At 66.7% G+C, this 25,275-nt stretch carries 21 protein-coding genes; 20 read left to right on the forward strand and 1 reads right to left on the reverse strand.

The genetic code is table 11. The annotated features are described in order from the left end of the window. Positions 1-866: 866 nt before the first annotated feature. The 5 genes from ACFWV3_RS19285 (at position 867) to ACFWV3_RS19305 (ending at position 7,909) form a co-directional block, all read left to right on the forward strand. The gene (locus ACFWV3_RS19285; protein WP_382412738.1) at positions 867-2,270 is read left to right on the forward strand and encodes a helix-turn-helix domain-containing protein; all 1,404 of its coding nucleotides are present in this window, start codon (positions 867-869) and stop codon (positions 2,268-2,270) included. Positions 2,271-2,299: 29 nt separating this feature from the next. Next, positions 2,300-3,169 carry a phosphotransferase enzyme family protein gene (locus ACFWV3_RS19290; protein ID WP_382412739.1) on the forward strand — a complete coding sequence of 290 codons (870 nt, stop codon included), beginning with the start codon at positions 2,300-2,302 and terminating at the stop codon, positions 3,167-3,169. A gap of 343 nt (positions 3,170-3,512) precedes the next feature. Beyond that, entirely contained in the window at positions 3,513-3,836 is a 324-nt protein-coding gene (locus tag ACFWV3_RS19295; RefSeq protein ID WP_382412740.1) for a hypothetical protein, read from the forward strand. 153 nt (positions 3,837-3,989) lie between these two features. Further along, positions 3,990-5,165, forward strand: coding sequence for an AbrB family transcriptional regulator (locus ACFWV3_RS19300; RefSeq protein WP_382412741.1), 1,176 nt, complete (start codon positions 3,990-3,992; stop codon positions 5,163-5,165). Between the two features lie 404 nt (positions 5,166-5,569). Further along, the gene (locus ACFWV3_RS19305) at positions 5,570-7,909 is read left to right on the forward strand and encodes an ATP-binding protein (protein WP_382412742.1); all 2,340 of its coding nucleotides are present in this window, start codon (positions 5,570-5,572) and stop codon (positions 7,907-7,909) included. 32 nt (positions 7,910-7,941) lie between these two features. On the opposite strand, the gene ACFWV3_RS19310 is transcribed toward ACFWV3_RS19305, so the two are convergent. Then, the gene (locus ACFWV3_RS19310) at positions 7,942-9,159 is read right to left on the reverse strand and encodes a cytochrome P450 (protein ID WP_382412743.1); all 1,218 of its coding nucleotides are present in this window, start codon (positions 9,157-9,159) and stop codon (positions 7,942-7,944) included. Positions 9,160-9,806: 647 nt separating this feature from the next. Between ACFWV3_RS19310 and ACFWV3_RS19315 the strand changes: the two genes are divergently transcribed. From ACFWV3_RS19315 to ACFWV3_RS19385, 15 genes are all read left to right on the forward strand, one after another. Next, positions 9,807-12,146 (forward strand): ATP-binding protein, encoded by a 2,340-nt coding sequence (locus ACFWV3_RS19315; protein WP_382412744.1) that lies wholly within the window; start codon positions 9,807-9,809, stop codon positions 12,144-12,146. Positions 12,147-13,054: 908 nt separating this feature from the next. Beyond that, complete coding sequence (locus ACFWV3_RS19320; protein ID WP_382412745.1) at positions 13,055-13,918, forward strand: hypothetical protein; 864 nt, start codon at positions 13,055-13,057, stop codon at positions 13,916-13,918. Between the two features lie 369 nt (positions 13,919-14,287). Then, positions 14,288-16,195 carry a protease pro-enzyme activation domain-containing protein gene (locus ACFWV3_RS19325; RefSeq protein ID WP_382412746.1) on the forward strand — a complete coding sequence of 636 codons (1,908 nt, stop codon included), beginning with the start codon at positions 14,288-14,290 and terminating at the stop codon, positions 16,193-16,195. 136 nt (positions 16,196-16,331) lie between these two features. Then, positions 16,332-16,688: a hypothetical protein gene (locus ACFWV3_RS19330; RefSeq protein WP_382412747.1), complete on the forward strand. Its 357-nt coding sequence runs from the start codon at positions 16,332-16,334 to the stop codon at positions 16,686-16,688. A gap of 45 nt (positions 16,689-16,733) precedes the next feature. Continuing rightward, a complete protein-coding gene (locus ACFWV3_RS19335; protein WP_382412748.1) occupies positions 16,734-17,759 on the forward strand; it encodes a hypothetical protein in 1,026 nt (341 codons plus the stop codon). Continuing rightward, positions 17,756-18,487 (forward strand): hypothetical protein, encoded by a 732-nt coding sequence (locus ACFWV3_RS19340; RefSeq protein ID WP_382412749.1) that lies wholly within the window; start codon positions 17,756-17,758, stop codon positions 18,485-18,487. Before ACFWV3_RS19335 ends, ACFWV3_RS19340 begins: the two co-directional genes overlap by 4 nt. A 24-nt stretch (positions 18,488-18,511) precedes the next feature. Further along, positions 18,512-19,129 (forward strand): hypothetical protein, encoded by a 618-nt coding sequence (locus ACFWV3_RS19345; protein ID WP_382412750.1) that lies wholly within the window; start codon positions 18,512-18,514, stop codon positions 19,127-19,129. Next, positions 19,126-20,247: a hypothetical protein gene (locus tag ACFWV3_RS19350; RefSeq protein WP_382412751.1), complete on the forward strand. Its 1,122-nt coding sequence runs from the start codon at positions 19,126-19,128 to the stop codon at positions 20,245-20,247. The genes ACFWV3_RS19345 and ACFWV3_RS19350 overlap by 4 nt, the downstream gene beginning before the upstream one ends. A gap of 97 nt (positions 20,248-20,344) precedes the next feature. Continuing rightward, positions 20,345-21,328, forward strand: coding sequence for a L,D-transpeptidase (locus ACFWV3_RS19355; RefSeq protein WP_382412752.1), 984 nt, complete (start codon positions 20,345-20,347; stop codon positions 21,326-21,328). 48 nt (positions 21,329-21,376) lie between these two features. Continuing rightward, a complete protein-coding gene (locus tag ACFWV3_RS19360) occupies positions 21,377-22,069 on the forward strand; it encodes a hypothetical protein (protein WP_382412753.1) in 693 nt (230 codons plus the stop codon). A gap of 114 nt (positions 22,070-22,183) precedes the next feature. Further along, positions 22,184-22,762, forward strand: a complete 579-nt coding sequence (locus ACFWV3_RS19365; RefSeq protein WP_382412754.1) for a hypothetical protein — start codon at positions 22,184-22,186, stop codon at positions 22,760-22,762. A gap of 8 nt (positions 22,763-22,770) precedes the next feature. Next, positions 22,771-22,947, forward strand: coding sequence for a hypothetical protein (locus tag ACFWV3_RS19370; protein ID WP_382412755.1), 177 nt, complete (start codon positions 22,771-22,773; stop codon positions 22,945-22,947). Positions 22,948-23,189: 242 nt separating this feature from the next. Continuing rightward, a complete protein-coding gene (locus tag ACFWV3_RS19375) occupies positions 23,190-23,612 on the forward strand; it encodes a hypothetical protein (RefSeq protein WP_382412756.1) in 423 nt (140 codons plus the stop codon). Beyond that, complete coding sequence (locus ACFWV3_RS19380) at positions 23,602-24,288, forward strand: YitT family protein (protein ID WP_382412757.1); 687 nt, start codon at positions 23,602-23,604, stop codon at positions 24,286-24,288. The genes ACFWV3_RS19375 and ACFWV3_RS19380 overlap by 11 nt, the downstream gene beginning before the upstream one ends. A gap of 336 nt (positions 24,289-24,624) precedes the next feature. Beyond that, complete coding sequence (locus ACFWV3_RS19385; RefSeq protein ID WP_382412758.1) at positions 24,625-25,263, forward strand: hypothetical protein; 639 nt, start codon at positions 24,625-24,627, stop codon at positions 25,261-25,263. The last annotated feature ends 12 nt before the right edge of the window (positions 25,264-25,275 follow it).

A 25,275-nucleotide genomic window follows, 5' to 3' on the forward strand; every position in this document is an offset into this window, starting at 1 on the left:
TTTTTGTTCGTCGTTGGCCCTCCTCCCCTCGGGTTTTGGGTTTTTTTTGACGGTGGGGTGGGGGGGTCGTTGTCTTTTTTTTTTTCCCTTCCCCCCCCCCCCCCCCGCTGCCGCCGCAGCTTGCGCTTCTGCGGCGGCATTACTCGTCGCCGAAGGTGACTCAAGAGAGGTCTCAGGCGACGAGTGGTTTCGTCGACCACGGGCGCATCCCTGGTCGGTGCACGCCGGCTTTCCGGAACGCACCGATTGGTGGCGCGATCCATGCCCATCAACCACCGGTGCTCTCGCACACAGGCGAGCGAGGCCTGGGAACGACCACTGCGGCTTCCCAGCGCAAGCTGCACACGCCGCTCTCAAGTGCCACCGCTGGACGCGACACAAGCAGGCCAACCATCGGTACCACGGATGGCCGGGTCACCAGGGGCGACGTTGCAGCTAGCGAGAAGACGAAACCGGCGGCCAAGACCACCACCACGACGTACGCGAAACTCCGCGAACGCCGCACTGCTGCGTCCGCCACGCTCACGCCGTTCCCACCGAGTTGACGTTTCACCATTGCGGCGCGTCGTGCCCGGCGCGCCGTCCTGACCCCGAGCATGGAAGGCCCGGCGTGAGACCTCAGAACCGCCTCACGGGCTGGCACACCACCAGGCGTTTGGGGCAAGACGACCATCTTCGTCATGGGCGCCAATCGTGGCCCGAGTGACTTGACCGCACCATCCTGACCTGGGATATCCTTCGTTAGGATGGTGCCAAACAGTTTGATCAGATAGAGGTTCAGCACGCGCGCACGCAGTGATCCACACCAATGAAGATGCGTCGGGCGCTACGTACTTGACCACTGCAGACAGGCTTGCGGACAGACTATGACCGCCCACCCCGGCGAACGCTTCGACGATCGTGACCCATTGTCCGGCCGGTTTGAGGTGCCTTCGTGGTACTACCACCAGCCTGTCCTTCGGAAGGCCCTCGCCTCCCACGACTTCGGCATCGTGTTCCGTCGTCTCCGAGCTGACTTCCACCTGACGCAGGAAGCGCTCGGGGAGCTGGTCGACCTGCCTCAGAAGAGGATTTCCGAGGTCGAGAACCGCAAGCTACGGTTGCGGTACCTGCACATCATCATTCGCATCACCACGGCGTTGCGGATCCCCGCTGAATTGCTGGGGTTCGTAGCCGACGCGAACGCGAAGTCCGGCGAGGAGGTGGGTTGGATGATGGACCGCCGCAACTTCGTGCACACCGTCGTAGCAATCACCCTGGGAGCCAATACCTTTCCAGGGCTGGACCGGCTGACATGGCTGCACCCCGAGCACGACAACCCGGCCATCCCTCAGCGCATCGGTGCTAACGACGTGCAAGCGATCACCGACGCCACAGCGATGTTCCGAAACTCCGATCACAAGCACGGCGGAGGGCTACTCCGCGCGGCCGCGAAGGAACATCTACGCCACGTGCTGCGGCTGAAGGACGTCCGCTGCACTGACCAGGTCCGCGCGTCTCTCCAACTGGCCGTCGCCGAGATAGCGATGACCGCAGCCTGGATGAGCTATGACGTCGAAGAGCACGACGACGCAAGGCGTCTGTGGCTCTTTGCACTGAACCAGGCCCGAACCGTGCAGGATCCGCGCACTGCGGATCTCGCCGTCGACGTGTACCTCGACATGGCACACCAAGCGCTTCACTTGGACGAGTACGGTGAGGCGCTAAAGCTGGTCCAGCTGGCAAGGATGGTGGCGGACAGCCACGACTATCCGATCAGCGACAGCACACGCAGCTACCTGTCGACCAACATGGCCTGGTGCCGCGGCGCCCAAGGGCAGGCCGACGCGTGCCGGCGCGAAATGGACAGCGCCCAGCAGAGCTACCTCAACGCAGACCTGACCGCCGCACCGACGTGGGCTTCCCACCTGGTGCCAGCCGAGATCGCGGCACAGCGCGGCCATGCTCTGTTCCTTCTCTCCCATACCGACCGCGCCAACGCGGCCGAGGCAATCGAGCACCTGCACACCGCAGTCTCCGGGTACGGCACCACCTACACCCGGTCCCGTGCGCTGAACCTGCCCGGCCTGGCCACCTGCTACTTCTACGCTGGTGACGTGCAGGCGGGTGTGCGAACGGGCTTGGCCGCGATCACCGCTATCAGCGGGTTGTCCTCGAGACGTGCCTACACACGGCTCACCAAGCTCTCCAAGACCGCAGGGATGTTCGCCAATCACCCGGACGTCGCCGAGCTGCGCGCTCAGATCGCCCAGACAGTCGCGACCACGTGACGTCGCACCGAGATTCGAGTCTGCCCGGCTTGGACCAGCTCCAACGGGCATGCGATGTGTACGGCGCCAACGCCGCGGATGCGCGGCTGCTGCACTCCAGGTCCAACGCCATCTACCTGCTCCCACACGAGCAGATCGTGGTCCGGCTGGCACCGGCAACCTCACTGCGACAGCAAAGAGCCGCAACGGTGATCGAGGTGACTCGCTGGCTGGCAACGCAGCCGAATCCAACTGCGCTCTCCCCGACACCAGGAAACCAACCAATCACCACAGACGCCGCAGTGGCAACGTTCTGGCCGTATCGGCCGACCGGCATCACGGTTTCACCGACAGACCTCGGCCAGCTGCTGAAGAAGTTGCACCAGCAGCCCACACCACCGTTCGCCATCCCGCCCTACCGCCCGCTTCACCGCCTCCGCGAAGCGCTGCTCATCGACGGCGAGCGGACTGAGCCCATCCTGGCTTCACACGACGCGCAGTGGCTTGCGGACCAGGCGGACCGGCTGATTGAACAGTTCACCGGCATGGACACCCCGCTCGGCACCGGGCTCGTGCACGCCGACGTGCACGCCGAGAACGTAATCCTCGACGCCGGCCGTTGGCTGCTGATCGATTTCGACCATGTCTGTACAGGTCCGCGCGAGCTCGACCTGGTTTCTGGGCTTCCGGATCACTTCCAGGAGCCCGAAGCCCGTCGAGCGATGTTCCTCGCCGCGTACGGCCAGGACCTGACCTCGTGGCCGGGCTGGACTGTGTTTCGCGACATCACCGAGCTCCACTCGCTGTCGGCCTACGTACGTCTTGCTTCAACATCGAGTGCAGCCAGACACGAGCTGCACAAACGGATTCGGTCGCTCCGCACCGGAGACCGCACGATTTCCTGGCAGTCGATCTCGTAAAACCGTTGGTGAGGCCTGGACGAGGAAGTGACCGGTCCCCCAACGTGTTCCCCGCCTGCCCTGTGGAGGGCGAACCATTACAAGGCCCTCAAGGCCGCTATCGCTACCGGGAGCTGGTGCGGGCAGCCAAGAATCACCCCACCATCACTGTCCAACGACTCGGCGCAGTGCCCGTGGTCTGTCAGAGCGGGTTTCAAGGCTGGAAGGACCTGTTCGGCGGTGAGCCGTCGGAACGTGGTCGTGTTCGAGGTGATGCGTCACATCGCGCCCTTTCGTTGTTCCAGCCGCGGCGTTGGCTGCGGCCTGCGCGCGAGTTCCTGACACAGCGAATCACGCGATCGATGTGCGGCTCGACCTGCCCATCGTGGCTCCCGACGCCATGGAACAGCACGGCCAAGTGCAACGGCGCTTCCTGACCGCTACGGCCGACGAGGATGCCGGGCTCACGGCGGCGGCCGTGCACACCGTCGTCGCCCGCACGCGGGACTGGGCGGTCGTCGCAGATGGCACCGGCACGCTGCACGACGTTCCCATGCAGGAAAGTCGACACCAAGCTGCTTCGCGACGACATGTGAGCCGCCGCTCCCCCCGTCACGTCATCTGTCTGGACGGCCGCGGCCTGATGGCAAAGGCCTCATGCTCCGGTCCTGCTCGTCGACGCCCGTGATTTCCCTCAGCGCTGACTGGCCTCACCGATCTACCCTGCCGAGCTTGGGGGACGAACGCGTCGGGGAGGACGTCGATCGTGTTAGGTGCTCGACGGGCTGCGGTGCCGTGCCTACGCGCTGGCACACCGCCCATCAACTCGAGGGAATGATCCATGGATCGTTCCACGCTGCAAACAGCGTCGCGGCGGATCGCACGCGTCGCGGTATGGCTCGGACTCACGTTTGTCAGCCTTGTTCTCGCCCGCGCGGGCGAGGCCGTCGGTCTGCCTTCTCCCCAGCTTGTGATCGCCACGGCGGTCGGAGCGGTCACGGCCGCACTGAGCAAGGCCGAGCCCGCGGCGCCGAAAGGGCAAACTAGAGCCTGCCACGCGTTGATCGGCGTGCTCATGGCCAGCTATCTGCATCCCGAGACGTTCGATCACGCGGCCAGCGTCACGATGGCTTCGCTGATCGCCACCGTCACCACGATCGGCCTGTGCGCGCTGATCGCCTTGTTGCTGGCGCGCGTCTCGACGGTCGCCACGCTCGACGCCGTACTCGGGCTGGCGCCAGGAGGTTCCGCCTCGATCATCGCAAGCGCGGCCGAGCTCGGAGCCGATCGGTGGCAGGTGGCTGTCGCCCAGTACCTGCGAGTCGCACTGGTCGCGCTGACGGCGCCGCTGCTCGTGCTCGCAGCCGCTCCTGACACACGGGCACCAACTGCGGCGGCGCCTTCCTACAGGCTGCCGGATCTGGCTCCGTTCGTACAGCGGCCGGACGGTGCCGCGCCGCTGCTCGTACTCGCCGCGGTGTGCGTGTTGGGCTCGCAGCTCGGCTCCAAGCTGAGGTTGCCCGCACCCGCGTTGCTCGGATCAGCGGTGCTCACCATGGTGGTCGTGTTCACCGAGACGTCCGCAGGTTTCGCGCCGGCAGGTCTGCTCCGAGACACCGCGCTGGTCATGACCGGGTTGGAGGTCGGGTTCCATTTCAGCCGCGCACGCCTTCGCCGCACGTTCGCTGTTCTTCCGTACCTGCTGGCGGCGATCATCTCCGTCTGCGCAGCGTGCGGCGGGATCGCGTGGGTGTTCAGCGCGGCGACCGGTGTGGGCATCATCGACGCCTATCTGGCGACCACGCCGGGCGGCATCACCGCCGTACTCGCCGTGACGGCCTCGGCCGGATCCGACATGACCGTGATCTCCACCGCGCAGTGCCTGCGGCTGTTCGTGGTCGCGATGGCGATCCCGCTGGCGATGCGCTGCGTGAAGCACTGGCGCTCGACCTCACGTCGGTCTGCTCGCGCCTCGAGCGCACACGGCCGACCGACATCCGGCTCATCTTCGCCATGACGCACCGTCCGCGTTCGACCGCTGAAGCCGTGCTTCGAAGGTAAGAAGGCGGCCGCAGGTCTATCTAAGCGCCGCACAGCGCTGCTGATCCACGGTGCCGTTTGGGAGACGAACGCGTCAGGGAGGACATTGATCGTGCTGGCTGTTCGCCGAGTGGCGGTGGTGCAGCGTGCACGCCCCAGCGCCTCGCCGGCGGTGCTGTACCGGCCGTTGCAGCCGCCGCGGAACATGCCGGTGGGGTGGCTTTGAGCTTCGGCTGAGTCATCCCAGGCGTCGTAGATCGGCCGTCTGGCGGGCAGAGAACTCAGCGAAACGTCCAGCACGCCAGACCCTGATGTCGGTAGTTTGGGATAATGCCTGGTGCGCGAGGGGAAATTGCGGCACAACTACGGCTGCCAGCCCCGGTGTCGACATTCATCGGCCGCGAATCTCTTCTGGCAGATCTAGCGATCATGCTCACGCAGACACGCCAGCTGACTCTGACCGGCGTGGGCGGTGCCGGCAAGACCACGTTGGCGTTGGAGCTCGCCAGGCGAAACCAGGACCTGTACACCGACGTGCGACTCGTCGAGCTCAGGCCACTGACCAAGAAAGATCTGCTGATCCCAGAACTGGCCAGGCTGGTGACCGGTCGGGATCAGTCCATTCCCAACTCGATCGACGCGCTGATCGACGTGCTGATCGACTACGGCGAGCTGCTGCTGATCGTAGACAACTGTGAGCACCTGGTCGATGACGTCGCGCCAATCATCGCTGACCTGCTGGAGGGTGCTCCGTCCTTGCACGTGCTGGCCACTTCACGTGAGCCGCTGGACATCCACGGCGAAAGGACCCGGCGAATCACGCCGCTGGAGTTGCCTACAAGCAGCGACCTGGCGACCGCCAGGAAGTCCGAGGCGATGCAGTTGCTGCTCGACCGGGCGGCGCGCAAAGCCCCGAGCTTCAAGATCACGGACGAGAACTGGCCGGATGTGCTGGCTCTCCTTCGGTGGACGGCGGGGATCCCGATGACGATCGAGCTGGCTGTGCCTCCTCTGGAGCTGATGTCGGTTCGAGATCTCGTGGCGCGGCTGCCTACGAGCACGAAACACCTCAGCCGCAACCGCTCCGGACTTCGCTACCACCAGTCCAACGACCTGATGATCAAGTGGGGGTACGACCTGTACAGCCCGCCGAGCCGGCTGCTGTGGGAACGGCTGTCGGTTTTCACGGGCGGATTCACGCTTGAGGCAGCGGAAGCGGTCTGCGCCGACGAGCGGCTGCCAGTGGAGGAGATCAGCGTCGTGCTGGCCGACCTGGTGCACAAGTCGGCAATCGTGCGTTCCCACAAGGACGACCGCTACGAGTTCCTCACCCCCATGCAGCAGTTCGCCGCTGAGAGGCTGCGGGAGTCCGGTGAGGAAGGTGTGCTGCAGGAGCGCTACCTCGATCACTTCATGACGATGGCGGTGTATGCCGCCGAAAACTGGGTGAACGAAGACGAAGTCGCCATCATGCGTCGCCTCGACGCCGATCTCGCGAACCTCCGGTCAGCGATGGACACCGCGATCCAGTCCCCCGGGACCGCAGGCATCGCGCTCGTCATCGCCGTCAGCCTCAGCCGGTGCCGCTTCTTCTTCTTCACCGGCAAGCTGGACGAGGCCCGAATCTGGTTGAGGGCCGCGATGGACGCCACACCTGCGGACCAGCGGATCTCCCCGCTGTACCTGGGCGCGATCGTGATGGACGCATTCGTCGCGCGGTGCATGGGCGCCGATCCGCGGGAGATCGCCGCGGCGATCGATGCGGCCGCGACGATCGCCGAGCAGCTTGACGGGCCCGCACCGGCTCTGACGTTCATCCGAGGCTGCTACCTACATTTCAATGACGCCACCACCGATGAGGTGGTCCCGGTCTTCCAGCAGGCGGTGGCCGAGTTCGATGACCTCGGTGAGGCGTTCGTCGGTGACCGGAACATGGCGGTGATGCTGATTGCTCTCAGCGCCGCGTTGCTGCTGGACGGGAAGGGCACCCCTTCCGGTCGGACAGAAGCACTGCACTTCACGCAGAACTTCCTGGCGGAATGCACCCAAACCGGAGCTCCATGGGCGACCAGCTGGGCGATATGGGCCACGGGGATCGCCCAGATCCGCATGGGCGATCTGGCGACCGGCACCGAAATGGTCATCGAGAGCCTGCGTCAGCAGCGAGAGATGGACGACAGCTGGGGACCGGCATTCGGGGTTCCCGTGCTGGGCTGGGCATTGGGCCAGGATCCCGACCTGAGCCACGACGACGCACTCTTCGCCGCGAGCCTTATCGGCGCTTCATACGAGCTCGAGCGGCTCACGGGCATCAGCATCAGCACTCACGTTCCACACACGCGCTTCCGCAACGAGACCATCGCACGGCTGAAGAAGCGCCTGCCCGGAAAGGAATTCGGCCAGGCACTCTGTGACGGCGAGATGGTGCGCAACATGGATGAGGCGATCGCGCTTGCCCTGGAACGAAAGTTCCCCGAACGTGCGACGCAGCCGAACTCAGCCGCGTCGCACGACGCTCTGCCACCCGGTTGGACCGAGAGGCCATGGGTGGTCGCGCAACTGGTAGCGCAGGGCCTGACGAATCGGCAGATCGCCGTCTCGCTCGGCATTGCCCGACGGACAGTCGAGAGTCATGTGCTCACCGCGTATCGCCTCGCGGAGCTACCTGAGGGGTCCCGAGTTGGCCTGACCACCTGGATCAAGGAACACAAGCAGCGCTGAGACCGCGTCGCACTTGGTAGCTGCGAGCACTTCTACTGCAACATCACCGGCAGTTTGGCGACGCCACCGACGATCGAGGCATCCATGCGCGGCGGCGTGGTGTCTAGCAGCCGTGCATTCGGGAACCGGGCGGCCAGCCCGGTCACGGCGGCTACCGCTTGTAGCAGTGCCAGGTTCCGACCCAGGCAGTTGTGAGGTCCGTGGCCGAACGCGAGGTGCCGGCGGTCGGCTCGGTGCAGGTCGAACTCGTCAGGGCGATCGGCAGTGCTGCCGGCATCGCGTCCGGCCGCACTGAGAGACGCCATGACGATGGCGTTCTTCGGCACGACAGTGTCACCGATGCTCATGGGTGCGAGGGTGACTCGGTGCGTCGTGTTCCTCGTGGGGGCGTCGTATCGCAGCGTCTCGTCCACGGCGGCGCGGGCCAATGCCGGGTCGGCAACGACGCTGCGCCACCTTTCGGACTGCACCAGTAGCGCGTACATCGTGTTGGCGATCAGGCCTGAAGTTGTTTCGTGTCCGCCGACCACCAGAAGGAACAGTTGTGCCATGAGCTCGTCTGCTGTGAGCATGTCCCCGTCGACGCTGGCGTTGACCAGCGAGCAGATCAGGCCGTCATCAGGAGTCTGTCGAACCCTGGCGATCTGCTGCTCCAGATAGGTCTCCATCGCCCGTGACGCAGGCATCGTGCGTTCCGGGTCGTCGAGCACCAGCGCCGAGGTCCACTCGTGGACCTGTTCGCGGTCTTCGACCGGCAGCCCGAGCACCTCACAGATCACGGTGATCGGGAGCTTGTAGGTGAACTCGCTGACCAGGTCGAGTGGCACCTCGGGCGGCAGGCTGGCGAGCAACTCGCCGGTCAGTCTCTCAACCAGCGGCTTCAGTCGGTTGACCTGCGACGGAGTGAAGCTCTTCTGCACCAGGCCACGGAGCCGGCTGTGGTCTTCGTTGTCCGAGTACATCATCGACCTGCCGAACATCCCGGACAGCTCTACTTCCTCGGCGTCCTGGCCGGTCTCGGCGAGCTGAGCGCGGATGACGCTTTTGAGCAGGTCGGAGTCCTTACTCAAAAGCTCGTGAGTCAGCAGATCTTTCACTTCCTCCACCCCGGCGGTGACCACCCAGATCCGCATGCCGCGGGGCACTTGCGCCAAATGCACCTTGCCGGCAGCGGCCAGTTCCTTCTCTGCGGCGTGATTCCCATAGCCTGGTTGATTAGTGACAAGGGTGCTAGTGTCCAATGTCGACATTCCCCCGCTACTCCCGTCTCGCTTCGAAGCCTTTCCCCAGTTGCCCGGCGGAACAACGCACACCCAGACCGGACTCACCCCATCGTGCCTGTACCGGGCCTGCGCTGTCTTCAGTAGGGCGTTCGGTAACACCTACTGAGGCGTCTACGCACTACCCGATGGCGACTCATCTCAGGCAAGCGCGGACCTAATTCGAAGTCCCGTAGCGAATTCAGTAGTTCTACGGTTGCACCAAAGGCGCCGAGTGCTCCAGAGTGGGCATCCGATTGCAGAGGTCAACTTCCGCAAAAAGGTTCAGTCAAGGGAGCCATGAACGACACCTGAGGCCGGTTTGCAGGGAGGCAGCCGACTCTCATACATGATGCATCACAGGTGTCGTCCTTTTTGTCCGGGAACGAAACATGTCACTTGCGCGACCGTTCCAAGGGCGGCGGTTCTGAAACCGACCACCCGCCAACACGAGCGTCAGCACGATCCCCGCCAGGGGGCCGGACCGCGCACCGCGGCCGGCACCATCTGCGCTCGCATCGGCGCGGCGCGGCACAGAATGTGTCTGGGGGAAGAACATGATGACCACCGAGCGGCCATTACCCAGGGAGGGCCTCTCCGGGCGCTACGCCGTTCCTGCTCTACACCGGGCTCTCCCGATGGACAAGTCTTTGCTGCCGGGCGAGCTCACAAGCCTCATCGGGCGGGAAAAGTTTCTTGAAGAGGCCGGTCAAGCCTTCCTTTCGACCCGCCTGCTCACATTCGTGGGACCGGGTGGTGTCGGTAAGACGCGTATCGCCGAGCGCCTCGTGCACGCGGCGGCGGCCGGTGACGAGCCATTCGAATGTGGACGTGTACACCTGGCTGAACTCCTAGACGGCGAGGACCGGCTCGCCTCGGTGATCGCGCAAGCGTTCGGGCTTAGGGAGAACTCGGCCGTGCCCGCCGAGACGCTGGTCACCGAGTACCTGCGGTCTCGCCGGACGCTGCTGCTGCTCGACAACTGCGAACACCTCGTCGGCAACCGTCCTGGCAGCGGGCCCGTCCCTCATCTGCTGCGCCGGCTGCTGCGTGCGGCGCCCGATCTGAGAGTGCTGGCGACGAGTCAAATCCGGCTTGGTGTCGAAGGCGAACACCTGCTCCAGGTTCCACCGCTATGCACCGGCTCTGAGGAATCCGCTGATCCGAACGCACTCACCACGGTGCACGAGGCACTGCGGTTGCTGATCGTCAGAGCCAGGGCTGTCGGCATCGAAATCGCCGAGACGGACTTTCCTGTAGCCAACCGGCTGTGCCGGATGCTCGATGGCCTTCCGCTCGCGATCGAACTCGCAGCGAGCCAACTCGACGTCATGAGCCTGCATTCGATCGTCGAGCACCCAGACCTACTCGATCTTCTCGTTGACGGACCAGCAGAGGAGACACGTCACCGCACGCTACGCACGATGCTCAAGCTGTCGCAGAAGCTGCTCAGCCGTGACGAGCAGCGCATGTGGATGGTGATGACCGTGTTCGATGGCGGCTTCGACCTATCAGCCGCGCAAGCGGTGTCCGCCGGACAGGGAATCAGCCGTGTTCAGGTTCAGCCGTTGCTATCCCAGTTGGTACGCAAGTCGCTGTTGAGAGTCGCTCACCAGCACGACACCACCCGCTACCAGATGCTGTTCGTGATCCGGCAGTTCGGGCGTGAACTGCTCGACGCGGCTGAGGACGCGTCGTCGATGAGCGCTCGCCAGGACCATGCCGACTTCTTCAGCGACCTCGCACACCGCGGCGCGGAGTCGTGGCTCACCGGCGGCGAAGTCGAGTGGATGCACCGCCTGCTGACCAACCTGCCAAACTTGCAAGCCGCTCAGCGGCACTATCTCGCGCACCCGCAACAGCGCATACGAGGACTCGAACTGGCGATCAACCTGACCCGAACGCGATGCCACATCTTCGCCGGTCAGATGAACGACGCCCGGCGGATGCTCACGCTCGCCCTGCAGGCCAATGCTGGGCCGCCGAGCCCCACGCTCATCACAGCCATCTCGCTGCTCGCATGGATCACGCTGCTGCAAGGGCAGCATGATGTGGCCAGGCCGCTGCTGGAACGCGCGGAGCGGGACGCGGCTGCGATGGGCCTTCAGGACACCATCACGGCGCTGCTCTACGCGTCTGCGACGTCGATCTTCCTCTGCGAACGCGATCCGGTGCTGTCTCGCGAGACACTCCCAGCACTGGAACGCGCGGAGCGTGCGTTCCAGCTAGACGGCAACCCCGGCGACACGTTCATGGTGACCTTGTTCAGGGCAATCGCGGTCGCGTTCATGGGCACACGCGAGCAGGCACTACTGCTGTGCGATCGGTTGATGACCTCGGCCACCGACTCCGGCGCACAATGGTCAATCACCTGGGCGACGTGGGCACGCGGTCTGGTCGAACTCGCCCACGGCAGCATGTACCGCGCCGTCACGCTGGCCCAGGAGGCTCTGCAGACTCAGCGCCAACTCGGCGACACCTGGGGGCTGACCTGGAGCACCTGGCTGATCGCGGTCGGCGCCGGAAAGCTCGGTGACCACGAACTCGCTGGCCGGGTCCTGGGCGTCGTGAACACCGTCCAGCAGGACTCCACCACACGCGTGCAGAACATGCAGCCGTTCCTGCAGGTGGACTGCCAGGTCCGCAAACAGGGCCGACACGTCCTCGGAGTCGATCGGTTCGAAAGGGCCATCAGCGACGGAGAAGCCCTCACGATCGACGACGGGCTCACCCTCGCCTTGACGCCGGTGGGCAACATGACCCGGATGCGGGTCGGCGAAGAGCTGCTGACGCCGAAAGAACGCGAGATCGTCGAGCACCTTGCCCAAGGCAAGCGGTACGCCGAGATCGGTCGCGATCTCGACATCGCCGACCGGACGGTCGAGACCCACGTCCGCAACGCCAAGCGCAAGCTCGACCTGCCCAGCAGGACTCAGCTCATCGCCTGGTTTCTCGAACCACTTCACACGTCCGCCTGACCGGCGCGTGCCATGAGCTGGCTGCCGCATTCCAGGCGCGGTAGCCAGCCCATGGCACGCGCCCGTGTTTTTCATTGAGATCAAATGAAGGTTCTCGGGTGTCCTCTCGCGCCCCCACGGGCAACGCGTCCCACCCCGTAGACCGATCACGGAACCCGTACACATCGGCGCAGCATGCGCGTCGCCGAGCAACACATCCAATGCTCATGCTTACAGCCATACCCGACTGCGGATATAGGACACCCTGCCTCGACGCCAACCATCCGGCACGGGCCAGGTATACCTCAGAGCCCAGCACGGGCTGCACTTACGGGGCAGTCGGCGCCCGTCTACGGGGTTTCCCCCAAGCAATGCCGTGATCTACGGGAAAATACTCGAAAACTAGTTCCCCTCCTACGCGTTGACAATCGAGGCGATTTCAATATTGTTTGTTGCGACGGGTTGAGTCACACAAGACTAAGCAGCCGATTGATGGATCTGCGAGATGGCATGCTGTCGCCGCAAAGCAATGGCGGGCCATCGTCGATATCAGGCCCCGCGCTGCTTCCGACACGCACCTGGGGGTGAGCAAGATGAGCAGCCGATTCTGTCCAGCGCAGGGTTCGCGCTCTAGGCGGCCTCGGAAAGTCACACCGCAGCCTTACTCGCCACCCGCGGTGCGCCAGAGCCTCGCCGGCCAAACACCGGCATCAGTGAGGCGGCCAAGCAGCGGACTTGGGAGGGACCGTTGCTTGGCCACCGGCCGGTACATCACGACCGGCCGGTGGACGAGGCGTTGGCCGCCGTGCCGCACACGCTCGCTCGCCGGACGACGAGCGGCGACGCGGCGCGGCGGCCAACTTCTCACGGCTAAGGGGACTGCTTTGCCGATACAGCATCAGCCTCGTTGGGTCCACAGCAGCGACGGTTTGGAAGTCGCACTGGGCCTGCAGGTGGATTCCGTTCCGGACGCGGTCACCACACGGCTGACACGAGGTACCACCGCTGATCCGGCTGAGGATCTGATCAAGCTCGAAGGCAAGTTCCGCTCGATGGTGGCTGCACTGAAGGCGCGGACGAACGAGGCCGAGCACGCGGTTGCCAGCGCTCGGCGCGAGTTAACCGATGCAGGTTCCAGACGAGGGCTCGCTGCCTGGCGGCGGCGCCGGAGCACCATGTCAGGGCTGGCCCGCGCGATCAAGAGGCAGTCGGAGGTCAGCGCGCTGCTGCATGACGCGATCGTCTTGCTAGACACGTTGCGAGAGTTCGTCATCGGCCTGAACGCTCCAGCAGGCCTTCTGCGTGAGTCCGCTGACGGCTGGCGGTTGTCTCCGGACGTGCCCGCGACCGCGGTGGTGTTCGGTCCGGAGGACAACTTCGCCGCAGCGGATCCGCGGCGTCTCGAGACCGGTCGGGGCATCCCTGGTCTTGCCGGCGAGGTCTACGGCGAGCAGTGGCGTCGCGACGGTGATGACGACGGCCCATACAGCAGGCCGCTGGACCGAGCAGGACCGTGGCGGCTCGCGTACATCGCCCGCACCGGCGAGATCTACGCATCACGACGCTGCGGTTACCTCTCACAGGAGGTGTGGCTGCTGGGCAGCGGCTTCGAGCCGGAACGAGCGCGTGACCTGCTCGGTGGGCTGCTTCCCCGCATGCGCGAACCGAACTCGCTGATCTTGGCAGCAGGCGTTGTGCATGCCTGCCGGCCGTTGCGGCCCGCAGGGGATCGTGTTGGGCTGCGCCGACCTGCAAATACGAGCGGGTCAGCCAGCGACGGAGAGAATTTCTGAGTGCCGGAGTAGCACGAGAATCATCGACAGACTTGAGCACCATACCTTGACCGCTTTGCGTAGTCAGGATCACCAACGCACCCTAAGAATACACTTCCAGAACTTTCCTATTTTTTCGAATTGCTTGACTTCCCGGCCTGCTTTGCCAAAGGCCGAGATTGCTTGTGCGATACGTCCAGCTTGAAGCGGCATACGGCCGCAGAGCAGGTTGGCCTACTCAGAGGGCAAATTGAGTTGCCGAGACGATCCCAGGCGTGAACTCGCACTCAGTCGTCGCCATTCAGATTGCCGCCAACATCGACACGACCAGCACATCGACACAAATTCGGGGGCTTTAAAATGGCATTACGACCATCCCATGCGGTAGGTGTGATCGGGGCCGCCGCCTTATTGACGGGCCTGGCGATCCCGTCCGCCGCGGCGCAGGTGGCCCTGCGCATCGACGCGACTCCTGGTTGGGCCAAGGCCGAAGCGAAGGTCGGTCAGGCTGACGACGGCCTGCGGCGTCAGGTTCAGATCGCCTTGCAGTTGCAGGACAAGCGTGGCGCGGAGGCGCTGGCCAAGACGCTGTCCATGTCAGGTTCTCCTCAGTACGGCAAATATCTGGCTCAGGACCAGTTTGTCGAGCGGTTCGGGCCCACACAGGCCACAGTGGACAAGGTCAGCACCTGGTTGCGAGGCAAGGGCTTAGCGGTCAAGAAGGTCGCCGCGAACCGCCACTTCATCTCAGTCGAAGCGACCAACGGCCAGCTCGAGGCGGCGTTCTCCACATCGTTGTCGACCTACAAGCGCAAGGCCAAAGACGGCCGTGAGCACATCCTGGTCGCACCGGAGAAGGCGCTCACGCTGCCGCGTGAGCTCGCCAATGCGGTGACCGCGGTCGTCGGCATCGACGACACCGCGAAGACAGTGACACCGAACCAGGTCGCAGGGCGCAGGGTCCCCGGACCGCCTGGGCGTCCGCTGGCGGCGGCTGCCGCTGATCAGGAATGCGCCCCGCACTGGGGCGCGGTGAACAACACTGCGATACCGCAGATGCATCCGGCAGGGCAGCAGAGCAACGACATCTGCGGCTACAACGCCGGCCAGATGAGGGCGATCTACGGCCTGTCGGCGGCTAACACCGGTGCCGGGCAGCACATCGCGATCACCGGCGCCTACAACCTGCCGAGCCTGGTGGCCGACACCGACCGCGCCGGACGAACCTACGGCTGGCCCGCCCTCGCAGAGGACCAGTACACCGCGAAACTCGCACCGACGTTCGACAACGAGAGCGAATGCGGCGGGGTCGGATCGTGGCACAGCGAGCAGGCGCTCGACGTCCAGGCGATCCGGGCGCTGGCTCCGGCGGCGAAGATCACCTACTACGGCGCGCGGTCCTGCCTGGAGCTGTACTCGGGGCTCAACCAGGCGGTCGCCGACAACACCGCGTCGGTAGTGACGAACTCGTGGCTGTTCGAGTACGAGGCCGACATCCCCGCCTCCGATCGAGAGCAGTTCGACGCGATCGCGTTGCAGGCCGCGATCCAGGGTCAGGCACTGCTGTTCTGCAGCGGCGACCAGGGCGACAACTCACGCCTCAACGGCCGCCCCGAAGCCAGCTGGCCGGCCATCCACCCGTGGGTCACCGCAGTCGGCGGCACATCGGTCGCACTCGGCGGCGACAACAAGCTGCACTTCACGACCGGGTGGCAACACTCCGGGTTCACCCAGAACGGCAACCAGTGGGTCGCCCAGCAGGACAGCGACGGACGGTTCGCCGGCGGCGCCGGTGGCGGCGTGTCGATGAGGTACCCGGCACCGGACTACCAGAACAACGCGGTGCCCACCTCGATCAGCCACGGACGGCGCGCGATGCCGGACATCTCTGCGATCGCCGACGCACTGACCGGCATGGGCATCGGTCACACCCGGCCCGACGGTGTCTACGAGCTCTACCCCGGCGGCGGCACGTCACTCGCGTCGCCGGTGATGGCGGCGCTGGTCGCCAACGCACAGCAGACGCAGGGCGTGTCCCGGTTCGGTTTCCTGAACCCGGCGATCTACAACCTCAAGGGCAACGCGGCGATCACCGACGTCACGCCCGTCAAGGCCGGCATCTGGGCGCCGTACATGATCCAGTGGCGCAACGTCGACGTCCCGACCACGCCGAACTCGTACCTGGTCAACCTCGACGACAAGCCGCAGACGCTCGTGTCGGCGTCCGGCTGGGACAACGTGACCGGCATCGGCACCCCGGCGCCCAACGGCGCGTTCCTCACCGCACTCGGCACGTGAGCTCAGCCGCCCCCTCCACGTCAGTCCACACGGGACTGACTCCCCCAGGTCGCGCCGCCCGTCCCCGCTCCCCCAGTGCGGGACTCATGGCGGGCGGCGCGCCCACCCACGGTTCACACGGCAGGAGCAGAACCCATTGACCGCTCGATCGAACCTTCCTCGGCTGCTGGCCACCGCCACGGTGACGGCAGTGATGACCGTTACGGCATCGTCCGGCACCAGCCTCACGCAGATGTCCCCTGGCTCCGCCGCTCTGGCGTCGCAGACCCCGCCACCACCGCACGCAGCCGAGAACGACGGCCTCGCCCGCCCCGGCGAACAGCCAACCGAGCGCACCAGCGCGCCCAAGGCCACAAGCTGGCCAGCCGCCGCGTATAGGGCCGCATCCGCCGTGGTGCGCATCGCCGATCTGGTGCCCGGCAGGGACCACGCACGGCTTCCCACCATCCACTTCTGGCTCTTCTGTGCCGCTCGCCGGCACATCTCGTTCTGATCGGGGGGAACGATCATGGCTTTACGACAGCGTTTCACTCTCGGCATGCTGATCGGCGCGGTCGCGCTGACCGCCGCCTGTACCGACTCAGGCGGCGAGCAACAGCCGCAGGACCACGGCGCGCCACAGCAGACCGAGCTGCGGATCGAGCCGGGCGTGTCGGAGCCCTACAAGGCCAAGGCGCTCGCCGACACCAAGAACCGGGCAATCGACGCGTGCGGACTGCACGACCCGGACGCCGCGCAGAAAGCCACCGGCGACCAGGCCGACGAGATCCTGCCGTCCAGCTCCGGTCTCAACGAGTGCGACCTGCGCCTGCACCAGGGCGAGTTCAAAGCCACCTGGACCATGCACCTGGAAGTCGGCGTGTCCTACGACGCCTCCCGCCGCCGCGACGACGCACCGGAGAAGCTGGGCGGGATGGACGTGTTCGTCTCCGAGCAGGAGCGGACGTGCACCGTCTCCAAGCCGATCGACGACAACTACGCGGTCCAGGTGCGTGCGAGCGCGTCGGTCCTGTCGAACGAGAAGCCGGCGAAGCCGCCGTGCGAGGTGTTGCGCGAGTACGTCACCGCGCTGGCGCCGACCTGGCAGGACATGCCCAAATACGGATCCGGGCGCACCCAACCCGAGCTCACGCTGCCCAAGCTGGACCCGTGCGCGGCGGCGGCCGCGACGCTGGACATGTTCGAAGACGGCTACCTCGAGACCGGCGGGCCGATGTCGTGCACGGCCCGCTCGGCGAAGCTCACCCCACCACAGAAACGGGACAAGGGCGTCGGCCGGCCTGAGGTCACCGTGCTGTGGACCATGAACACCAACCCGTCGAAGCTGGTCAAGGCCGGCGACGACACCGCCCGCGAGGTCACGGTCGAGGGCCACAAGGTCGTGCTGTCCAAAGTCTCCTTCGGGTGCACGAGCCACATCGTCTGGGACGACCAGGTCACGATCGACCAGGACAACCGCACCGACGGCGACGAGCTCACCCAGCAAATCCGCGTGCAGACCGCCACCTGTGACAACGCCGAAGAGATCGTGAAGAAGATCCTGGCGAAGGTCGGTCAGCGATGAACCGCCGGCACGCCATCCACGTCGCCCTGGCGGCGCTGGGCGCATTGCTCGCGGGCTGCACCAGCGTCGTACCCGGCTCACCGGCCCCGCAGTCCAGCCCCACCGAGCAGGGCAAGCCCACCAAAGACGGCTCGTGCGCGCGCAGTGAAAGCCCGGACCGGTGCGTGGAATGGCAGGACACCAAGCCCAAAACCGGACAGGAACTGCTCGCGCAGGCGGCGCAGGACCCGCTGGCCACGGCACAGATGCTGTGCTCGGCGGTCCCGGCCTCGGTGTGGGACCGCCACCTCGGCGCCGGGAACTACCGGGTGATCAACGACGGTCAGACCTGCACGATCAGCTCCGACGACACCGCCAAGACCAGCGACGGCAAGTACGCGCCCGTCCTCGAGGTCCAGGCCTTCCTCTCCGCCAGCGACTCCATCGCCCGCGACCTGCAGATCCTGCGCTCACGCAAGGACACCGCGGCGATGGTCACCGAACTGTCGCTCGCGGGCAAGCCGGTCATGCGAGTCGGCGACAGAGACGACGCCAACGGCACGGGCAGGGACACGGAGCAGCTCAGCATCGCGGTGCTGGGCGACGTCGCCAAGCCCGGCGTGCTGCGCATCCGGCACAGCATGCGGCCGCCGCGCGGCCAGCCCACCGAAGCGCCGATCGACCGGTCCAAGTTGGACACGATGCGCGATCCGGTTACGACCGAGTTCCTCAAAGTCCTTTTCCCGTAATCCTTTCACGTCTCGGGGGAGATCATGAATTTCGCCACTGCGGCGCGGACCGCGCTGACGGTCTCGGCCATCGCCGCCGCGTTCCTGTCAGCCGTACTGCCGACGCAGGCCACGACGGCTCACGACAAGAAGACGATCACGCTGGGCGACCTCGACCCGAAAGTCGACGCGAAGTCCGTGGGCGCGCCGTTCGACCCGTGCCAGGTCGGCTGGGAATCGATGCCGGCGCCGGTGCGGTCGGCGACCAACGCCAAACCCAAGCTGCGTTCGCCAGGCAAGGACGACGTGTTCACCGTCGCATGCAGGTATGACAACGGCGACACGGCAGTAGTGAGCACCGGACAAGGCGCGACCCCGAACCAGGGCAAGAACTTCATCGTGCTGGTCGCCTGGGCCAAACCGGGCCAGATGGCCACGTCGCAGTCCGACCACGCGGGTTCTCAACCCGCGCAATTCGGCCCGAAGAACGGCTTGCTCAAACCCACCACGAACAACGCCAGCAAGGAAGCGGCGTGTACCGCGATCATGCCGTTGACCAACGGCGCCGCGGCCGTCGGCATCACCAACGGCCGGTTCCCGGAGGTCGACACCTGCTCGATCGCCACGTCGGTCGCCACGTCGATCGCGGAGAAGACGCCGTGAGCGCCCGGCTCGGCGACGGCTCGCCCGTAACCACGACCTCAGGTGGCGTCACGGTGCTCCGAGCGCCCAGCACCGCGCTGGGCCGCCTGGGCGTGGACCCGGAATCCGATCCGGAGAAGACGCTACCTATCCGGCGGATGACCACGTGGGTGCTGCTCCGGCAAGCAATCCGGTTCCGGCTGATCGCATGGCGCTGGCCAAAGGCCGGGCACAAGCTGATCGCCGCCGCAGTGCTGGTGGTTCTGGCAGCGGTGATGCTGCGCGCGCAGGACACGACCTCGCACGACAGGAACCAGACCGGTACTGCTGCAAAGACGACATCGACGGGCACGCCTGGGCCCGCGCTGTCACAGCCCGCCGCCGGGCTGACGCCAGTCGCGGCACACGAAGATCCAGGTGCGGTCGCTCCCCGGATGCCGTCCACGCAAGAGCTCGCCGCGCTACCGAGAGCGGTGATCGGCGCGGTCATGGAGGCCGCGCCGGCCGACCCGGCCCCGCCGGTGACGCCCGGAACGACGATGCTGCACCCGAAACAGGACATCGCGGTGTATGCGGAGCCGGGCGGGTGCGCGTTCGCGGCGCTGCCCGTGCGTCAAGTGCTGACACCGACGTGGGTTCCGGTCGTGGAGCGCAAACCAGGCTGGGCGCTGGTACTGCTGCCGACCAGGCCACATCCCGGTGGCGTCGCGGCGGCGGGCTGGATCCACCTCAACCCCACCGTCGAGCTCGCCGAGGGGGACCGTCGGATCGAGGTCGACACCACCACGGGCCGGGTCAGCGTGCTGGCCGTGCTCGGGCAGGTGACGACCAACGGTCCACTGGGCGCGACCCGTCCGGCGGGCACGGTGTCGCGGGCGGTGGTCTCGCCCGGCACCCGCAGCTTCGTCGCCATCGGCGGCCAGGTGGCCGAGACGTCATGGCTGCTGCGGCTGATGTGGCCGTTCCACATCGACACCGGCCGCGTGTGCACCGGCACCTTCAGCGCGCTCTCGGTGCCCGGCCTGCCGGCGTCCTCACCGCTGGGATCGCTGGACCCCGCCGGCTGTGTCGCCACTCCCCCGTGTCTGCATTCCGCCCTGACGCAGGTTCCCGCCGGAACACCGGTTCTCCTGCGGTGACGAGGTTTCCCCGGTCGTGGGTGTGTGAGGCGCCGTTGTCGGGGACGAGCGACACGCACACCCACCCCTATCCCCCTTCGAGAGAAAGGAGGCACTGATGATCGACGACGGCGACCGGCCCACCGCGCACGTCCAGCGCGACGAGCAACCGGCAACGACCGGCCCGACAACCCCCACGGGTGAGCGGCCCACCCAGCCGCCGGCGGAGACGCGCCACATGCCCGCACTGGCAATGATCGGCGTGCTGGTCGCCGTCGCCGTTCTCGCAACCACGGCGGTGCTGCACACCCGTCCCGCGACCGCACCCGCGGCCGGCACCGCTCCGGCGCAGGGCACTACGGTCAGCGAGATCGCGGGCCAGCAGATCGTGTCTCCGCGGCCCGTAACCGCCGAGCAGCTCGCCACGCTAACCCTGGCCACCACCTACACCTCGATACCGGCCGCGCCACACGACCCTGCGCCCGACCATGCCCCGGCCGGCCGCGTCCTGCACCCCACGACCACAGTGCCGGTGTTCGCCGAGCCCGGCGGCGAACCGGTCGCGGCCGTGGCCGCCCAGCAGCCGCTCGGAGTGCAACCGAACCTCGTGCACAGCGACACCTGGCTGCCCATAGTGAACGAACAGCCCGGCTGGGCGCTCGTCGCGCTCCCGTCCCGCCCCAACAACTCCGTGGCGTGGATGTTCACCGACACCACCGACGTCACCGTCGCGACCACCCCGCACCTGATCACCGTCGACCGAGCCGCGTTCGAGCTCACACTCACCACCACCGGACGGATCACCGGGCGATGGAAGGTCGGCATCGGCAAGCCCGAAGCCGTCACCCCAGCCGGGCGCACGTTCCTGCTCGCGGCCCTGCGCGACGAGCATTCGACCTTCAGCAAGATCGTGCTACCGCTCGGCACTCACAGCGACACCCACCAGAGCTTCGGCGGCGGGCCGGGAACGGTCGGCCTGCACACCTGGCCCAGCGCCGACGTCTACGGCACGGCCTCCTCAGACGGGTGCGTGCGGGTACCGGCCGACGCACTGCAAGTCCTCACCGACGTCCCGTCCGGGACCACGGTGTTGATCAAGTAATCGTCCCGTTCTCCGGCCACAAGGCCGAACGACACAAGGGGGAACCACGTGCTCCTCAGTATCGAATCCACTCGCCGCGTCCTGGCGGCGGTCGGCGCGGGCGGCCTGCTCGCCGCCGGCGCGGCAGCGGCACTGCAATCCGCCCACGCGCAGGCAGTCGCCTCGACCGCCTACGGCGTGTCCGCATCAGGAGTCGAAGCCAAGGCAGCGCAGCCTTCGGTATCCGGCGCCGACGCGATCAAGACCGCGCAGGGCTCGGTCGCAGGCATGGGCTGGTCGGTCACCGGCATCACCGTCAAGGCCGGTGCCGGCATGGCCGAGGCAAGCGCCAGCAACGTGGTCGTCGCGGGCCGGGCACTCGGCGCGGTGTCGGCGACCTGCGCGAACGGCGTCACGAGTTTCACAGGCCCGAACGTCAGCGAGGCCAAACTCAAGGTCTCCTCCGGCGGCGGCGCGGGCGCGACCATCCAGATCCTCGGCGCGGACGGCAAAGCCGCGCAGACCATCGCGGTCGCCGTCGTGTCGTGCGCCAAGGGGACCGTGCCACCCACCACGACCCCGCCCGCGACCACTCCACCGGCAACGACCACTCCGCCCGAGTCAACGCCGCCCACCGGGCAGCCGACGCAGCCGCCGATGAACTCGACCATCCCGACCCAGAAGCCCTCCGGCACAACCAAACCACAGCAGCCCGCACCCAAGCCGCAACTGCAGGAAGGCCACCACCCGGTCACCGGCTAACCCCACCCGGTCACGGGCCGACCGAGCCCGGCTCAAGCCGCGCCGCCGGCGTCCCACCCCACTTCCCCGGGGGTGGGACACCCACCGAACCCGAGCACAGCGAAGGAGGACAACGTGATCCCGACGAAATCCGGTACGGCCGCCGACGAACTCACCGAGCGCGCCGCCCGGCTCGCGCGAGGCATCCGCCTGGCGCCAAAGTTCTCCGACATCCTGAGCTGGTGGGCGGGCTATCCGCTCAAGCGAGTTCCCGTCGAAGCCGACCGACTGGACACCCTCGACGAACACGAGAGCGTCCTGCTCGGCCTGCCCGCCGGAACGAACATCCTGCGCCGCAACGGTGTCTTCATCCCACTACACGGCGATGGGCCCGCGCTGGCCTCGACCAAATCCCTCATCTACGTATCGCGGCTCGGCCTCACCCCTGAGCAGCTGACCCTGCTACGCGATGGCGCCGTCCCAGTTGGCTCCCTCATTCCCCACGCACCGCGCGGCACGCACTACGCCATCGAGGTAGACGGGCCACGTGAACCCGGCGACGCCGCGATCGTGTCGCGCGGAATCCTGTTCCCCGGCGGCATGCCCGCGGTGCTCGCCGACGAGGTCGTGTTCTGGCGCACCCTGCTTGCCCGCGCACCCCACCGTGGAACCCTGCTCGCCCGCCCTTCCACATCGTCTGTCCCGGTGTGGTGATCACAATCATGCCGCCGACCTCGACGACCACGGCCGCTGCTCTCGCGGCACCGCCCACTGTGGGTACCAATTCGGCCGGCTTCGCGTTGCTGCGCAGGGCGATTCCGGCGCTCGCGCTCGCCGCGCCGTGCGACGACCTGATCACCGCAGTGTGCCCGCTCAAGGTGACGGGAGCGAGCCGATGATCACGAACGTGCCGGCGTGGACGTGCCGGCTGGGGTTGGGCACGTCCACGTCCGGCGCCCACAGCGACCAGCCCCCAATCACCGATTCGCGCCGAAGGGCCTGCACTCACGATTTCGGGCCCGCGCCATGAGTTCTGACCCACGCGACGTGCTCTCGCCCCCTCCCTGACGCGCCCGGTTGCACCGGGCCACAGCGAGATGCCGCATCGCCCCGTCTTGGCGCGCCATCACAACCGCATTGCGTGATCCAGCCCGCGCCGCCCGTGACCTACCACCATCAGGGAGAGCAAGTGCATTTCAATACCTGTCAGCTGCAAATCCACGCCGAACATGCCACCGGAACCGGCGCCCGCAACGTGCATGAGCGCCTGGCACCACCAATGACCATCGACGCGACCACGAGCAGCGCGACCGACTACGTCGTCGACTGCGAACCGGACTGCGAAGCCGTGATCCGTCAGGAAGCCGCCGAAATCTGGGTCGACACCCAGGACCCCTTCACCGGCAAGGAAAGCGTTGTGGGTCAGGCACGTCCCAGTGAACTGCGGCTGATCGCCGAACGCGCCAACGGCCTGCAGGTCGTGCTGCACAAGCCCAACGCAGCCGGCCTCGACCGCCGCGTGACGGTGCCCGAGCGCGAGCAGGTGAGCAGCCATGTCCACTGAATCCGCACACGAGGACCCCGCCGCCGAGGTCACGGAGCCGCGGCCGATCGTCGTCCGGCTGGGTCAGATCGTCGTGGGCAACACGCTCATGGGCGCTGCGGTGGGCATGCTGGTCGCCGCGGGCATGGGGCTGCTGCCGCTCGACGTGTTCCACCGGGCGGTCGGTGACCGATGCGGGTGGACGATCGGCGGCGCGATCATCGCCGTGCAGTCGACGCTGCTGGTGCTCAACCTCGCGCTGCCCGTCAAGCCCGGCATCGGCACCGTCTCCGCGGTCGTGATCCCGGCGGTCGTCGCCGACCTCACCCTTGCAGTGCTGCCCACGCCGCAGGTGGTGTGGCTGCGGGTGATGGCGATGCTGCTCGGCGGCGCCATGTTCGCCGCCGGCACCGCGCTGTACCTGGCGGCGGGGCTTGGCGCGCTGCCACGCGACGGCCTGATGGGCGCGATCGCCCACCGCACGGACTGGAGCCCCGCGCGCATCCGCATCGGCGCTGACGTGCTGTGCCTGCTCGCTGGCGTGCTGATGATCAACCCGGCGGTCGCGGTCGCCAACGGGTCGATCGGAGCCGGGAGCGTGCTGCTCGCCATCGCCCTGGGCCCGTCGATCGCGTCCCTCGTCCCACTGTTCACACACCGTCCACACTGGAACACACGTGTGCGACGTGAAACCTGATGCAACGGAACACTTCCGACCTGAGTGCATGACCACCCACAACCGGTAGCACACCAACGCCGCCGCGGTCCCCGACGCCGTACTGGCCCGTCGCTGGTGGGGATGCCGCAGAACCACCTCCCGCACCTGCGGTGGCTCATTGTGGACCGCACCTTCTGGGAGTGTCAGGCCTCCAGACCGCGCGGCCGCCGTGCCGTCAACCGCGGCCCCGGCGACACCCGCCCGCCCAAGAGCGGTCCGCCGTGACCGGTCTGCGCGCACAGCGCACACAGCCCGGCCCGCGCCTCCCGCACCCGCCCTGACCGAACGCACGCCTGTCTCTGGAAGGAGAAACTCATGCGCACCTTCGTCTCGACCGGCCTGGCCGCCGTGCTGGTGTGTGCGGGTTGCTCCTCCCTCGCACCCGAACGTTCGGTTCCGACGCCAACCGGGCCGCAGTTGAGCGTGTCGACGCCCGCGACCAGCCCGTCGCCGCCCGGTTCGGGTCTGCGGCTGCCGAGCGTCTCGCCGATCACGCCGTCCGCGCCAGCCGGGATGCCGTCGACGGTGCCGCCGCCCCCGACCGCGCCGACCGCCGCGACCACGGACTTCACAGACCCGGTCGCGGTGACGCGGTCATGGATGACGCAGTGGTGCGCCTCCGACTACCGCCAGCCCCGCAACAACAACGTCGAGCGGGCGACGGTGTTCTCCACCTCAGCGGGCAAGACCGCGGACCTGCAGGCCGGCGACAGCGAGGCCGCCTACCGCGCGGTGATCGAGCAGAAGCTGTCGACTCGGTGCGGTCGGATCACCGCCGAGCTCATCCCCGAGGCGCCGCGCGGCGAGTGGCAGGTGTACGTGCGGGCGACGGCCACCCGCACTCTGCTCACGGCCGACGTCGCCTTCCAGACCGAGCAGGTGCTCACGACTCGCTCGGTGCTGCGCCAACCCGACGGCCGGTGGCTCGTCGACGTCCATGTCGAGGCCGGCTGATGGCGAAACTTC

This window comes from Lentzea sp. NPDC059081 (genome assembly GCF_042738015.1).
In the GTDB taxonomy this organism is placed as follows: domain Bacteria; phylum Actinomycetota; class Actinomycetes; order Mycobacteriales; family Pseudonocardiaceae; genus Lentzea.

Excerpts from the sequence above, each read along its gene's own strand:
- ACFWV3_RS19285 (WP_382412738.1), top strand. The coding sequence starts at position 867 with ATGACCGCCCACCCCGGCGAACGCTTCGACGATCGTGACCCATTGTCC.
- ACFWV3_RS19300 (WP_382412741.1), top strand. The coding sequence starts at position 3,990 with ATGGATCGTTCCACGCTGCAAACAGCGTCGCGGCGGATCGCACGCGTC.
- ACFWV3_RS19310 (WP_382412743.1), bottom strand. The coding sequence starts at position 9,159 with ATGTCGACATTGGACACTAGCACCCTTGTCACTAATCAACCAGGCTAT.
- ACFWV3_RS19315 (WP_382412744.1), top strand. The coding sequence starts at position 9,807 with ATGGACAAGTCTTTGCTGCCGGGCGAGCTCACAAGCCTCATCGGGCGG.
- ACFWV3_RS19335 (WP_382412748.1), top strand. The coding sequence starts at position 16,734 with ATGCTGATCGGCGCGGTCGCGCTGACCGCCGCCTGTACCGACTCAGGC.
- ACFWV3_RS19340 (WP_382412749.1), top strand. The coding sequence starts at position 17,756 with ATGAACCGCCGGCACGCCATCCACGTCGCCCTGGCGGCGCTGGGCGCA.
- ACFWV3_RS19345 (WP_382412750.1), top strand. The coding sequence starts at position 18,512 with ATGAATTTCGCCACTGCGGCGCGGACCGCGCTGACGGTCTCGGCCATC.
- ACFWV3_RS19355 (WP_382412752.1), top strand. The coding sequence starts at position 20,345 with ATGATCGACGACGGCGACCGGCCCACCGCGCACGTCCAGCGCGACGAG.
- ACFWV3_RS19370 (WP_382412755.1), top strand. The coding sequence starts at position 22,771 with ATGCCGCCGACCTCGACGACCACGGCCGCTGCTCTCGCGGCACCGCCC.
- ACFWV3_RS19380 (WP_382412757.1), top strand. The coding sequence starts at position 23,602 with ATGTCCACTGAATCCGCACACGAGGACCCCGCCGCCGAGGTCACGGAG.
- ACFWV3_RS19385 (WP_382412758.1), top strand. The coding sequence starts at position 24,625 with ATGCGCACCTTCGTCTCGACCGGCCTGGCCGCCGTGCTGGTGTGTGCG.